The organism is Pediococcus stilesii, from assembly GCF_001437075.1.
GTDB classification, from domain to species: Bacteria; Bacillota; Bacilli; order Lactobacillales; family Lactobacillaceae; genus Pediococcus; species Pediococcus stilesii.
In genome coordinates this window covers 1-12,674 of the sequence record NZ_JQBX01000026.1, presented here as the reverse complement: position 1 = coordinate 12,674, position 12,674 = coordinate 1, and the positions used below count along the sequence as shown (strand labels likewise).

Below are 12,674 nucleotides of genomic sequence, written 5' to 3'. Positions count from 1 at the left end.
CGCCGATCATCTTTTTCAATGAACCGCGTTGGTCAATTGCCAATGCACTGATCACTCCGTTTTCATCTGATAATGCTTTGATTCCACGTAATTTACCTTCTGACAATGTCCTCATGTTCGATAAAATCCCCTTTTTAAGTTTAATTTTTTGTATGCCTTTTCAGTTAACGCTTACATTTTAGTGCAATAACATGCTCGCAAAACATCCACCCAACCCGTGGATATTTCACCCTGCTATGTTAATCCTCAGGGTCAACCCGGTTTGCTTCGCGCTCAGATATTTAATCGTGGTACACACCTTCCGCCCATTTTTCGTTTTCTTCATCGAAGAAGTGGGGGTTGTCCTTTTGGTCTGGGTTTGGCGTTGCAATGTGGTCAATTTTGTCGATGATCTTCTTGTTTTCTTCGGTTTCTTTATATTCTGAATCAAGGAAAACTTTAATGATGTCTTCGCATAGGTGTTCGCCGACCGTTGCTCCACCAAATCCGATGATGTTTGCGTTCAATTCTTCTTTTGCATATTTTGCAGCAACTAGATTTGAAACCAATGCTGCACGAACGCCTTCGTTCTTATCCGCAGCAGTACTAATTCCAATTCCGGTTCCACATAAAACAACACCTAAATCAGCGCGCCCATCGGCAACATCTTCGGCTACTCGTTTACCATAAATTGGATAATGTGTCCTTGTCGTGTCGTAAGTTCCTTCATCAATCACTTCATGTCCAAGTGACTTAAGATAGTTTGATAGTTGAATTTTTACGTCTGTTACAATGTGGTCATTTCCGATTGAGATAATCATTATTTTCTTCCTCCCTAAATCATTTTGTTAAGCATGTCTAAACGAACTTGATGGCGGCCAGCAGCATATTCTGTATCTAAATAATATTGAACGATATTGTAAGCCAACTTGTCGCCAACAACGCCTGCACCAATTGCGATTGCCTTTGCACCATTATGCATGGCCGTCATGTGGGCGGTATTTTCTTCAATCACGTTCGCCGTAACCATCCCTTTTACCTTGTTACTTGCCATTGCCGATCCAACGCCGTATTCATCAAACATGATTGCTTTTCCGATTCCCTCATTCAAAACTTGATCGGTAACTGCCAAAGATGAATCCACAAAATCTGCTTGAGGTACTTCACTTACGTCGACCACTTCGTAATCACGTTCCTTTAGATATGCTTTTACCTTTTCCTTTAAATCAAAACCTGCTTTATCTGCTCCAACTACAACTTTCATATCCACTACTCCTTTTCCTTAATCTTTTTTGATACATATATATCAGTAACTTGTTCGTAACGTTTTAATACCTCTTCACCAATTTCGGAATCGGTTATCAGCCCGTTGACGTTTGATAAATCGTAGAAATTATAGAAGTCATCATGGTCTAGCTTATGATGGTCAGCCACAATAAATTTCTGTTGCGATTGTTCCAAGGCAATCCGTTGCGATGAACCTTCGTCGGTGTTTGCATTCATAACACTGGTACTTGAAATACCGTTCGCGCCGACAAACGCCTTGTGCATCTTGATGTTCTGTAAAAACTCCTCGGCAAGTCGACCGACAAATGCTCCACTTCGGCGCCGGTAAGAGCCTCCCACCAAACAAAGTTCAAAGTCATGTTCATCCAAAAACCGCTCAAACACCGGTAAACTATTGGTCACGACTCGCAAATTATCCATATCAAGATATTTAGAAACCAACTCGTTGGTCGATCCCGGACCAAGAAAAACCGTTTCGCCCGGCTTAATCATGTTTGCAACTTGCTTGGCAATTTCATTTTTTTCATCCAGATGAATTTTTCGCTTCTGTATATAGGAAGGTTCTGTTTGGGAAACCAGATTAACGCTCTGTGCTCCGCCAAACACGCGGACAATTTTAGCCTGCTTCTCTAATTCATCTAGGTCACGCCGAATTGTCATTGAAGAAACATCCAACTCGTTCACTAGATCATTCACAGTGATGGTTCCTTCGCTATTAACAGCGTTAAGGATCTTCATCATTCGCTCGTTTTTTAACACTCGCTTCCCTCCTTTGTGTTTTTAAATGTTTGTTTATGTTTATTTATGTTTCGAATATAGAATAATATTAAATAACTGTTATGTCAACGTTTAAATTCATTTTAATCAATTTTAAAAAAAGATATTGACAAATGTAATCGCTTATTTATAATAAAGGTGTAATCAAAAATAAACAAAAGCAAACACAAATGAACTTTGCTTGAAAGAGGTGATGTATATGAGCGAAACAGCAATCGAATCTCTATTTGATCCAAAGATTGTCTATGTTAGTTCAGGTACAACGAGACAGGAAGTATTTGAAGAGGTTTCAAATGATTTAGTCGCAAAGGGATACGTTAAAGACACATTCCTCGACAATCTTAATAGTAGAGAAGATGCCTATCCTACTGGAATGGATTTGTCGGTCGTTGGATCACAATATCCCAATGTTGCAATTCCTCATACGGAAGCAAACTTCGTTTATAAACGTCGGATCGTCCCAGTAAAGCTTGAGAATCCAATCGAGTTTCACAATATGATTGAACCATCAAAAACAATGAGCGTTCGCTTCCTATTCATGATTTTGAATAATGACCCAGAAGGCCAGGCCAATGTTCTGGCAGAGATTATGGATTTCTTAACTCAAACACCGTGGGATCGTTTGTCACACATGTTTGAAAGCGATTCCGCCGAAGAAATCTACAATTTCCTTCGTGACAACTTTGACGAAAAATAAAAAATTTTCTTACTATAATATTTGGAGGTATTTACTATGATTAAAATGTTAACTGCTTGTGGTGCTGGTGTTAATTCAAGCCACCAAATTAAGGATGCTGTTGAAACAGAAATGAAGAACCGTGGATATGATGTTTCAGTTAACGCTCAAATGATTAAAGACGTTAACCCAGACATGATGAAAGGTGTTCAAATTTTCCTTCCAATCAACCATCCCGACCTTGGATTTGATATCAGCATCCCTGAAATCGATGCAGGCGCAATTCTTTACCGCATGCCCGCAATGGCAAAACCGGTTTACGACAAGATTGAAGAAGAAATCAAGAAAATCCAATAGAACTTAAAAATTAAAGGGGAGGACGAAAGATTCGGATTCCCCTTCCTTTTTGGAAAAGACACCTGTACAAGGGCCGATAGAAAGCATAGTTTTCCTAGACCCTTTCTACATATAAATAACGTGTTTAAATTTTTAAACAAAAAAATAGAAAAAGGAGTGAATCCGTATGAACGGAATTATTGATTTCGCCAACACGATTTTCAAGCCAATCATTGATTTGGGCGCTGCCCCAATTATGTTAATTGTTTTGACCCTTTTGGCTTGGGCGTTAGGCGTTAAATTCACGAAGGCTTTGGAAGGCGGTATTAAACTTGCCATTGCTTTAACAGGTATCAGTGCCATTATTAATATTTTAACCACCGCCTACCAAGCACCTTTGGACGCATTTGTTAAATCAACCGGTATCAGCCTTTCAATCACTGACGTTGGTTGGGCTCCACTTGCCACTATTACTTGGGGATCACCATATACCCTATTCTTCTTACTAATCATGGTGATTTTAAACCTTGTAATGTTAAGTTTGAAATGGACAAACACTTTGGATGTTGATGTGTTCGATATTTGGCATATCTCATTTACCGCTTTGATGGCAATGTACTTCGGTGCCAACTTACTTGTTGCTACCGTATTAATTCTCATCATCGGCGCTTTGAAGATTATCAATTCTGACTTAATGAAGCCTACCTTCAACGATTTGTTGGATGCTCCAGATGATAATCCAATGACAACAACCCATTTGAATTACATGATGAACCCAATTATCATGCTGTTTGATAAGATTTTTGATAAAGTATTCCCTTGGTTAGATAAATATGATTTTGATTCAGCTGAATTGAACAAACGGATTGGTTTCTGGGGAAGTCATTTCGCAATTGGATGTTACCTTGGTGTATTTATTGGTTTAGTTGCTCGTCAGGATCCAAAAGAAATTCTCACACTTGCCTTCACTGGTGGTGTCTGCCTTCAGTTATTCTCACAAATCGGTTCATGGTTTATTGAAGCTGTTGAACCTCTATCACAAGGTGTTACAGACCTTGCTAACAAGCACCTTCATGGCCGTAAATTAAATATCGGTCTTGACTGGCCATTTATCGCTGGTCGTGCTGAAATCTGGGCTGCTGCTAACGTTTTAGCTCCAATCATGTTACTTGAAGCTCTAGTATTACCTGGCAACCACATTCTTCCACTTGGCGGAATCATCGCCATGGGTGTCACACCTGCTCTTCTTGTTGTTACGCGTGGTAAGATCATTCGCATGATTGTTATTGGTGCAATTGAAATGCCAATCTTCCTTTGGGCCGGAACTCTAAGTGCTCCATTCGTTACTAACGTTGCTAAAACCGTTGGTGCATTTCCATCCGGACTTAAGGCTGGTACACAAATTGCCGAATCAACTAAAGAAGGTCCTATCGAACAATATCTTGCATACTTAGTTGGTAAAGCTTCAACCGGTGAAATCACATTCATGCTTTACGCATTATTAGCTCTCGTTGCTTACGTTCTCCTCTTCTGGTGGTACTCAAAACAAATGAAGAAACGTAATGCTGAATATGCAGCTGCAAAGGCCGCTAAAGAAGCTTAATTTTTAACCGAAAGGAACACATAAAATGACAAAAGAACAACGCAAAAGTAGAATGTCACTCATTATTTCTTGGGCTATGGTCGTGATCGCCGCATCAACTGTTCCTGTCGTATTTGGTCACAATGTTTGGACGTTTGGTTTCCAGGCATTGGTATGTGTCGTCGCCTTCACCAAAATCTCAAGAAAAAAGTCAGCTCCATCTCGTAAACAATAATAACTAAAGTTTTCTCCCTTTAAATTACAAAACCAGCCTCAAGTCAATGTGCCGACTTGGGGCTGGTTTTTTGATTTACGATTTATTCGCCAAAATAGGGTTCTATAACAAGCAGTGTCGATCATCCGAATCGCCGTTCATATCTACATCTCTTTTTGTTTTCTTTACTAACTTTACCAGACTTTTGACATTTGATTGCTCCGCGAACTAGCTAAAAAGCTCTTTCACTGGGGTTTCTTAAACAAAAAAGAGTCCAAGATTTTGATCTCCGACTCACTTCTTTACTATATTTACCGACACAAAATAATCTTCTCTCATTCAAACGTTTCCTCTAATAACCAGCTTCTATTTACGTCTCTTCAATTACTTTTCCACGTTTTTTGCATGGCTCTTCAGCCATTCAGCCAGTGATAACATCGTTTCTTCCGTATCGGCACTATTCGTGACGCCTAGCATGATTTCTTCACCCGCATCCGCTGAAAATTCTAATTTGTAGCCATTCATTTCTAAAAATATTAAACCGGCTAAAATTGCCGTGCGTTTGTTTCCATCTGTAAAAATATGCTTCTTTGTGATTTTCTGTATGACAAACGCCGCCTTGATCCACAAATTAGGATACAATTCTCGACCAAAAATCACTTGTTGTGGTTGCTCAATTACTAGGTCCAATCCCTGCGGATACTGTACACCAATTAACTGACTATTAGCGCGTTTTAGAACCAGTTGGTTAATGGCCACTAATTCTTCTTTACTCAAATACTTCATAGCCGCTCTAATCTCTGCATCAGATCAGAATGTTTATCCATTAATTCATTGGCTAATTTCATAACTTCTGGACGTACTTTTTCTATTTTGCGAAAGGTGATCTCTTTTCCATCTGGAGACACAATCTTTTCGAACTTAGTGTCAGTATCGACGTTTAAAAATTCACGATCCTGTTTAGAAATTCTGAAAGCATAGGAATTACCATTTTTAAACATTTTAACATCTTGATTTAATTCATCTGGATTAATCATTTTCATCCCTCCGTGTGTACATTCTATCAACTCGTATGTACAAAGTCCAATTATTAATTTTGCAACAGAGGAAGTAATTTAAGTAAAAAATATTTTTTATCGTACACGGACCCTCGCCACCTCAAAATTGCACTACACTGAGTGCATACTCTTCGGAGTACATAAATTTGTACATTGCTCGCTACTAGTTCACCTAGTAACGAGCTCTTTTTATTGGTAAGTTCGACTATATCCAATCTAAAAATACCGATAAGATAACTTCTGTACCAACCATTAAAAGGATGACACTAGGTCTTTTTCATACTAAAAAAGTGTCGATCATCGTAGCGAAGTTACGTCATCAACACTGCATATTATAGAGCCAAAAATAGAAGCATCTTTTCATTTTTTAGGGAGATTTGGAGATTGAAATAAGCAAACTAAAAGCCGTCCCTAACTTTGGCAGGTTGGACGACTTTTTAGTTTACTAAAATTTTTGTTTTACTAGCCACCGTCTTTAACGGTTCTACACGGGAGTTATGAGTACCAGCTCATAACTCCTTTTCTATGCCCTCATTATAGCACAATCTATCTTTCAACTAAAAACCATTATTCCGAGAAATCATTTCGTGATATACTATAATCCGTAGAAAAGTTAAGACGGTGGCAATTCTCTTGAAAGAAGTGGTGCTTATGGTGTAAAAACTATGACTCAGATTCTAATGAAAGGAATTGCAACAAGTGTCTATTTCGGACTGCTTAGAGATTATGTTTATGTTCGGCATGTTTTTACTTGCCTTACTGACATATATCGACAATCAGCACAAATAGGTAAACTAAAAGCCGTCCCTAACTTTGGCGAGTTGGACGACTTGAAGTTTACAATTAATTTTAAGTTCTAAAACGCAGCCACCGTCTTTAACGGTTCTACACAGGAGTTATGAGTACCAGCTCATAACTCCTTTTCTATGCCCTCATTATAGCACAATTCGATCTCACCAACACCACTTAGCCCACAATTAAAAACTGTTATTTCGAAAAACTATTTCTTGATATACTATAATCCGTAGAAAAGTTAAGACGGTGGCAATTCTCTTGAAAGAAGTGGTGCTTATGGTGTAAAAACTATGACTCAGATTCTAATGAAAGGAATTGCAACAAGTGTCTATTTCGGACTGCTTAGAGATTATGCTTATGTTTGGCATGTTTTTGCTTGCCTTACTGACGTATATCGACAATCAGCACAAATAGGTAAACTAAAAGCCGTCCCTAACTTTGGCCAGTTGGACGGCTTTTAGTTTATTCTTATAAAGCTTTAAGTTTCACAATATAGCCACCGTCTTTAACGGTTCTACACGGGAGTTATGAGTACCCTCTCATAACTCCTTTTCTATGCCCTCATTATAGCACAATTCAATTTCGTCTACATCTGCACCGTTAAATATTTAAAATATTGTTCAAGATAGTCCGTATTTCCTAGCCCATTTTCATATAATGTAATGCGATAATTCTCATAATTAAAAGTATACGTGTTCCCGCCAATCAGCGAGTTCTTAGCGACATAATTAATGTCTTGCAAGTCGAGTCGAAGCTTATTTGCCGGACCGAGACCTTTTGAAAAAGTCAAAACCATCTGATCATCCGTAAAAGTGATTCCTGCATAACCAATTTTTTTACTTTCCCCTGACATTATTTCTAAATAAGTATTCATATTATCACCCTCCAGATGTAGTCTAGGGTGTGAGACTGGTTTCATAACAAGCCAAAAGTCTCTGAAACCCGTTCCATCTGAATTCTTGTTGTGGAACCCGTTTCATGATTTAAAATGAATTGAGACAATCAAAGGGAGTAATTTGACATGATTAAACACATTTTTTTAGATATGGATGGAACGTTATTAAATAGTTCAGGACAGGTTGATCAACGCAACATTGATGCCATTATTAACTCTGAAATTTCAGTCACTTTGGTGTCCGCACGGGCTCCGATGGAAATGTCAACTGCCATTTCACAGCTTCAACTTCGTACTACACAAATCGGATTTAACGGTGGACTTTTATTTATGCCGAACGTCCAAGGACTAAAAATTATTCAGGATAGCGCCATTCACCCCGCTGATTTTAAAACCGTTTTTGACCTTGTTGAAACCCATTTTCCATCGGTTAGCTTGAGTTATTACGATTCGACCAAATGGTATTCTAAAAAGGTCGATCGTGGAATTCAATTTGAACAACGGCTCACCCACCAATCACCAACTTTAATCAACGAATTAACTCCTGATAAAACTAAGGTTTACAAGATTATGATGATTGTATTTGATCCGACGGTAATGACCAAGCTGCTGGCTGCGCTTCGTGCCCTCAAGATCGACGGCATTAGTATTCAACAATCTGGCGATCTTTATCTAGAAATCACCAGTCGTGACGCCAAAAAGTCGCATGGAATTTCGCAAATTTTAGCATCCGAGCATTTAGATAAATCCGAAACTGCGGCCTTTGGTGACGGTTATAACGACTTACCCATGTTTGAATCCGTCGGCGTACCAATTGTGATGGAAAACGCCCTTCCAGATATTAAAGCTTTGGGAAAATTTGTGACTAAAAGCAACGATGATGCCGGAGTTGCCTACGGTATTCAACATTTTATTTAAGATTGGAAAAGAGGATTATGGCTAACATAAGAGATATCGCAAAACGTTCTGGATATTCTGCATCAACCGTTTCACGCTTTATCAACCACAGTGGATATGTTTCTGACACCGCTCAAGAAGAAATTCAGCAGGTGATTGATGAATTCGATTACGTTCCGAACGCCATCGCGCGTGATTTAAGCACGGGGAAACGCGGACCATCGGTGTTGTGGTTCCGGATACAGGACACCCCTTCTTCACTCAGCTGCTTTATGGAATCATGGATACCGCTTTTGCCGAAGGATATAACGTGCTCGTTTTAAAATCACAATACGATGAAAAAATTGAATTAAAATACCTCGAAAAATTACATCGAAAGGCTTATGATGCGCTAATTTTCACTTCACATAAGTTACCTTTGGCACAGTTAACATCTTATCAAAAATATGGACCCGTCATTTGCTGTGAAAATCCGAGAACAACTAAAATCGCTGCTTCTTACGTCATGCGAGAAAGTGCCTACGTTGAGGCCTTTGACTGGATCAATCACCAAGGATTTCGTCGAATTGCGATCTTGCTAAGTCGGTCTTCCAAAGTTAGTTCAACCAGTAAAACCATCTTTAAAGCCTATCAGCGCGTTTTTCAAAAGGCACCCCTGAATAGTAACGTGTTCACTAATTTGTTCAACTATCAGGATGGTTACCACGTTGCCACCGCTATTGCCCAAATTCATCCCGATTTTATCTTCGCTAATAGCGACGATATCGCGGCCGGTGTTCGGCAATTTTATGTGGATCACGACCGCCCGCTTCCCATGTTGATGGGCCAAGAAAATCAAGTATCTGGTACTGCGTTAAATCTAACGACCATTGACCACCATTTAAAATTAGTCGGAAAAAGCGCCTGTGAGCTTGCGATTCGCGGAGGTATCCAAAAGATTGCCGTTGAATCGAACTTTATATTACGTACCGCAACGACAAATCCAGATTAAAACGCATCCAGCTTACGTTATCATTTAACATGCACCGAAAAAGCTGGATTGAATTGTTTACTTTGGTCAATTTAATTAACCACATGCCCGCATAAATTAACCACTTAACCTAAAATTATTTACCTACTAACCTATTTGTGATGTACTTATATTGCAAAAGGATGTAGGACCTGATGAAAGTACGCGTAGAGATTAATCAAGAATTTAAAGACGGCGAAGTAATAATTCGAGCGCCCGAATACACCAGTGACATTCAAGAAATCAAAAATCTTATTGAACGGCAAAACGCTACTCAAAAAGTGATGGCCTTCTACCAAGATTCAACCGAATTTTATCTTGAAGTTGGTGACATTCTCTTCTTTGAGACTGAAGATCGGCAAGTTTTGTCTCATACCGGCAGTGATATGTACACTACGCATTCTCGACTATACGAATTAGAGGAACAGCTGCCCGTTCAATTTGTGCGTATTTCTAAATCGTGCATTGTTAACGTCACTAAAATTTTGGCGCTAACAAAGTCGCTTTCAAACTGTTTGATTCAATTTCAGAACACCCATAAACAGGTCTACGCATCCCGACGATACTACAAACCACTCCAAGAAAAATTAAAAAAACTGAGGTAATTATTATGAAAAATAGGCAATGGATTTGGGGCATCTTTTTAATTCTAGCGGCTGGACTCTTGGTTGCAACTCAAATGGGCTGGGCGCTAACTTTTAGTCCATTGACCATCGTTGCCACCATCTTTTTGGCGGGAATGCTGGTTCAAAACTTAATTCATCGTTCAATCGGCGGGACCGTTTTTTCGATTGCTTTTCTGTTAATGCTTTATAACGGACCATTAGGCATTTCGAATCTTGTACCGTGGACAATTCTCTGGGCAGCCGCACTTCTAACGGCGGGACTATCCATTATTATTCGACCAAAAAATAACTACTGGCATGCACGGCGACAAACCTGGATGCGTCACCATCGAAATCATTCCAATTGGGAAATGCACGGTGAATTTGATGGAGATTTTGCTGAAAATGATGTTCAAACTAATGATGATAGTATCGTTAACATCGATACGGCAATGGGTAATAGTATCCGTTACGTTCAATCGGACGACTTGAAACAGGTCAACATTGCCACCCGAATGGGAGCGACAAAAGTTTATTTCGATAAATCGCAAATTCTTGATCAAGCAATCGTCAACGTCGATTGTTCACTAGGCGGAGTTAGTCTTTACATTCCTAGGAGTTGGAACGTTGTGATTGATGTCAGTTCTGTTATGGCGGGCGTTGAAGAACGTGGTCTTGATAGCACCAAGGAAGGACCGACGCTTCGTGTGCGAGGAAGTTTACTTCTAGGTGGCATGACTATCTATTATATTTAAATAGCATGTGAAGTTGCGATCGTTAAGCAAATCAAAAAGCCGTTCCTAGCTTTGGCCAGTTGGACGGCTTTTAATTTATTCTTATAAAGTTTTACGGCATAGCCACCGGCTTTAACGGTTCTACACGGGAGTTTCATAACTCTTTTTCTATGCACTCATTGTGGAACAATTCAGTTTCAGTCACATCACTTCAATAGATTAGCTGCTTACAATTCCTTTTGATTTACTTAATGACTAAGTTAACCATTTTTCGAACTCCCCTGACGACTCCAAATTTTTCGATACCGATAATCAATTATAAATGCTATTACGGAAATGACCATTCCCGTAATAATTGCAACAATCATTGAAATCAACGGGTGAACAATAAAAATATCTTCAATATAGTCGATATTTGAATAAATTAGTCCAAACATGAAAATCGTAAAAAAGCTAAAAACTATCAAAAACCTCGTCGGAAATGACGTCCTATACTCTTTACCAATCAATTTCGAAATACCAGTCAATAATGCTACTAAAATCATATATGTTCCAAATAAAAAAATTGCTCCGAGCATTACTTCACTGCCCACGCTCACCGCATCGGTGCTTTTAATTTTTCCAAATACATTACCTAGCAACTGTAATCCACCAAATGTAGCAAACGTAATCGAAGTAAATATACCTAGTATCGTAACAAAATCGGCGGTTAACTTATTTGCTAGGTTCTCACTATTTTTTTGAAGACTAACTAACTCATCATTGGCTTTTTTCAATGAGGACTTTAAAGATTCCAACTTTTCATTTTGTAGATCAATTTTTCTTTGTTGGTGAGAATCAATTGATTGACTTTGGATACTTACTAATTCCATATGGTCAAGTATTTTTAAAAAGTTCTTTTCAGCCACTTCATTATAAAAACTTTCCTCATCATTTCTAGCTAAAAATCCTGCCTCCTGTAAGGACTGTTTAAAAGCATCAAGCTCCTCATATTGAAAAGCAAATCGGCTTATTGGCGCGTATCCTATATACTCTGTGGTATTTAGTAAATGCCAAATATTTTTAAAACTTTCATGCTTCAGTATTTGCTTTGGAAGAGGTGCTTCTCTAGAAAGAATTTGAAATTCTTTAACAATTTTTTCAGCCGTCCCATCCAATTTTACTCACCAATTATATCATCAAGGGTGTATTCGTCTCTTTCTTGATTTTCACCCTGATGTTCTTTCCAAAATTTTTCTTGATGAGATCTTTCGACCAACTCAAAAACATCTTCACTCAAATACTTTTTTATAGCCTTATCAAAAATAGAATACTTATTGTTGTATTTTCCTTCATCATTGATTGTCATACTTCCGTTACCGCTGTAACGATAGTATAAATCTGGAACGACAGGTCCATACTGCCAGGTTTCAAACGGCTTATCGTAAAGTTTTTCAATAAATTCACTTTCGCCCTCATCTTTTAGATAATCTTTAAGAGTAAAGTACATAACCTTTTGGAGCTGCAAATTGGTTACGCCGCAGTTTCTACCAACATTCAAAACATGTTTACTTAATTCCATCATTGACATATTGATACCCCCTTGATTCTATCTTTAAATTATTATATCACTTTAGCGTTGCAACTCTTTGCCAATAACTTATTCACCATAATTTCTCTTCTCAATATATTTTAAACTTTCGGTTTTAATTTCCTCCTTAGCATTACGTACGTTAAAACTAATTTTTTAATTTATTTTCATCAAATATTTTCCCCACAACAGATATTGTAGAACCCAAAACAGGTAAACTAAAAGCCGTCCACAACTGACCTGTACCCCAGAAGTTAAAG

At 38.4% G+C, this 12,674-nt stretch carries 19 protein-coding genes and 1 pseudogene; 11 read left to right on the top strand and 9 right to left on the bottom strand.

The features are described 5' to 3' along the window. The 4 genes and pseudogenes from IV81_RS09330 to IV81_RS08620 form a co-directional block, all read right to left on the bottom strand. A pseudogene (locus IV81_RS09330) lies at positions 1 to 115 on the bottom strand (tagatose-bisphosphate aldolase); the annotation flags it as partial. Positions 116 to 281: 166 nt separating this feature from the next. Then, complete coding sequence (lacB, locus tag IV81_RS08630; protein ID WP_057804261.1) at positions 282 to 800, bottom strand: galactose-6-phosphate isomerase subunit LacB; 519 nt, start codon at positions 798 to 800, stop codon at positions 282 to 284. A 14-nt stretch (positions 801 to 814) separates the two neighbouring features. Next, positions 815 to 1,243: a galactose-6-phosphate isomerase subunit LacA gene (gene lacA / locus IV81_RS08625; protein ID WP_057804259.1), complete on the bottom strand. Its 429-nt coding sequence runs from the start codon at positions 1,241 to 1,243 to the stop codon at positions 815 to 817. 5 nt (positions 1,244 to 1,248) lie between these two features. Next, positions 1,249 to 2,025, bottom strand: a complete 777-nt coding sequence (locus IV81_RS08620; RefSeq protein WP_236696860.1) for a DeoR/GlpR family DNA-binding transcription regulator — start codon at positions 2,023 to 2,025, stop codon at positions 1,249 to 1,251. 217 nt (positions 2,026 to 2,242) lie between these two features. On the opposite strand from IV81_RS08620, the gene IV81_RS08615 reads away from it, so the two are divergent. The 4 genes from IV81_RS08615 to IV81_RS08600 all read left to right on the top strand — a co-directional run bounded on the left by IV81_RS08615 (position 2,243) and on the right by IV81_RS08600 (position 4,872). After that, positions 2,243 to 2,740, top strand: coding sequence for a PTS sugar transporter subunit IIA (locus IV81_RS08615; RefSeq protein ID WP_057804256.1), 498 nt, complete (start codon positions 2,243 to 2,245; stop codon positions 2,738 to 2,740). A gap of 36 nt (positions 2,741 to 2,776) precedes the next feature. Next, a complete protein-coding gene (locus IV81_RS08610) occupies positions 2,777 to 3,076 on the top strand; it encodes a PTS sugar transporter subunit IIB (RefSeq protein WP_057804254.1) in 300 nt (99 codons plus the stop codon). A 166-nt stretch (positions 3,077 to 3,242) separates the two neighbouring features. Beyond that, positions 3,243 to 4,658, top strand: coding sequence for a PTS galactitol transporter subunit IIC (locus IV81_RS08605; protein ID WP_057804253.1), 1,416 nt, complete (start codon positions 3,243 to 3,245; stop codon positions 4,656 to 4,658). Positions 4,659 to 4,683: 25 nt separating this feature from the next. Then, positions 4,684 to 4,872: a hypothetical protein gene (locus IV81_RS08600; protein WP_057804251.1), complete on the top strand. Its 189-nt coding sequence runs from the start codon at positions 4,684 to 4,686 to the stop codon at positions 4,870 to 4,872. A gap of 363 nt (positions 4,873 to 5,235) precedes the next feature. On the opposite strand, the gene IV81_RS08595 is transcribed toward IV81_RS08600, so the two are convergent. Then, entirely contained in the window at positions 5,236 to 5,637 is a 402-nt protein-coding gene (locus tag IV81_RS08595; RefSeq protein ID WP_057804249.1) for a type II toxin-antitoxin system death-on-curing family toxin, read from the bottom strand. Next, entirely contained in the window at positions 5,634 to 5,888 is a 255-nt protein-coding gene (locus IV81_RS08590) for an AbrB/MazE/SpoVT family DNA-binding domain-containing protein (RefSeq protein ID WP_057804248.1), read from the bottom strand. The genes IV81_RS08595 and IV81_RS08590 overlap by 4 nt, the downstream gene beginning before the upstream one ends. A 686-nt stretch (positions 5,889 to 6,574) precedes the next feature. Between IV81_RS08590 and IV81_RS09660 the strand changes: the two genes are divergently transcribed. Both IV81_RS09660 and IV81_RS09655 read left to right on the top strand, forming a co-directional pair. Further along, positions 6,575 to 6,769 (top strand): hypothetical protein, encoded by a 195-nt coding sequence (locus IV81_RS09660; protein ID WP_057804245.1) that lies wholly within the window; start codon positions 6,575 to 6,577, stop codon positions 6,767 to 6,769. 225 nt (positions 6,770 to 6,994) lie between these two features. Beyond that, positions 6,995 to 7,165, top strand: coding sequence for a hypothetical protein (locus tag IV81_RS09655; RefSeq protein WP_162257323.1), 171 nt, complete (start codon positions 6,995 to 6,997; stop codon positions 7,163 to 7,165). A gap of 125 nt (positions 7,166 to 7,290) precedes the next feature. Here IV81_RS09655 and IV81_RS08580 read toward each other — a convergent pair whose 3' ends face one another. Further along, positions 7,291 to 7,578 carry a hypothetical protein gene (locus tag IV81_RS08580; protein ID WP_057804243.1) on the bottom strand — a complete coding sequence of 96 codons (288 nt, stop codon included), beginning with the start codon at positions 7,576 to 7,578 and terminating at the stop codon, positions 7,291 to 7,293. A gap of 147 nt (positions 7,579 to 7,725) precedes the next feature. On the opposite strand from IV81_RS08580, the gene IV81_RS08575 reads away from it, so the two are divergent. The 5 genes from IV81_RS08575 (at position 7,726) to IV81_RS08560 (ending at position 10,865) form a co-directional block, all read left to right on the top strand. Further along, positions 7,726 to 8,517, top strand: coding sequence for a Cof-type HAD-IIB family hydrolase (locus tag IV81_RS08575; protein ID WP_057804241.1), 792 nt, complete (start codon positions 7,726 to 7,728; stop codon positions 8,515 to 8,517). A gap of 17 nt (positions 8,518 to 8,534) precedes the next feature. Then, complete coding sequence (locus tag IV81_RS09565) at positions 8,535 to 8,819, top strand: LacI family DNA-binding transcriptional regulator (protein ID WP_236696859.1); 285 nt, start codon at positions 8,535 to 8,537, stop codon at positions 8,817 to 8,819. Next, a complete protein-coding gene (locus tag IV81_RS08570; RefSeq protein WP_236696858.1) occupies positions 8,726 to 9,487 on the top strand; it encodes a type 1 periplasmic-binding domain-containing protein in 762 nt (253 codons plus the stop codon). The genes IV81_RS09565 and IV81_RS08570 overlap by 94 nt, the downstream gene beginning before the upstream one ends. A gap of 173 nt (positions 9,488 to 9,660) precedes the next feature. Then, positions 9,661 to 10,110 carry a LytTR family DNA-binding domain-containing protein gene (locus tag IV81_RS08565; RefSeq protein WP_057804239.1) on the top strand — a complete coding sequence of 150 codons (450 nt, stop codon included), beginning with the start codon at positions 9,661 to 9,663 and terminating at the stop codon, positions 10,108 to 10,110. Between the two features lie 5 nt (positions 10,111 to 10,115). Further along, positions 10,116 to 10,865, top strand: a complete 750-nt coding sequence (locus IV81_RS08560) for a LiaF transmembrane domain-containing protein (protein ID WP_057804237.1) — start codon at positions 10,116 to 10,118, stop codon at positions 10,863 to 10,865. 239 nt (positions 10,866 to 11,104) lie between these two features. Here IV81_RS08560 and IV81_RS08555 read toward each other — a convergent pair whose 3' ends face one another. Both IV81_RS08555 and IV81_RS08550 read right to left on the bottom strand, forming a co-directional pair. Continuing rightward, positions 11,105 to 12,001, bottom strand: a complete 897-nt coding sequence (locus tag IV81_RS08555; RefSeq protein WP_057804235.1) for an MFS transporter — start codon at positions 11,999 to 12,001, stop codon at positions 11,105 to 11,107. A 2-nt stretch (positions 12,002 to 12,003) separates the two neighbouring features. Beyond that, on the bottom strand, positions 12,004 to 12,414 hold the full coding sequence (locus IV81_RS08550; RefSeq protein WP_057804233.1) for a Panacea domain-containing protein: 411 nt from the start codon (positions 12,412 to 12,414) through the stop codon (positions 12,004 to 12,006). Positions 12,415 to 12,674: the final 260 nt, after the last annotated feature.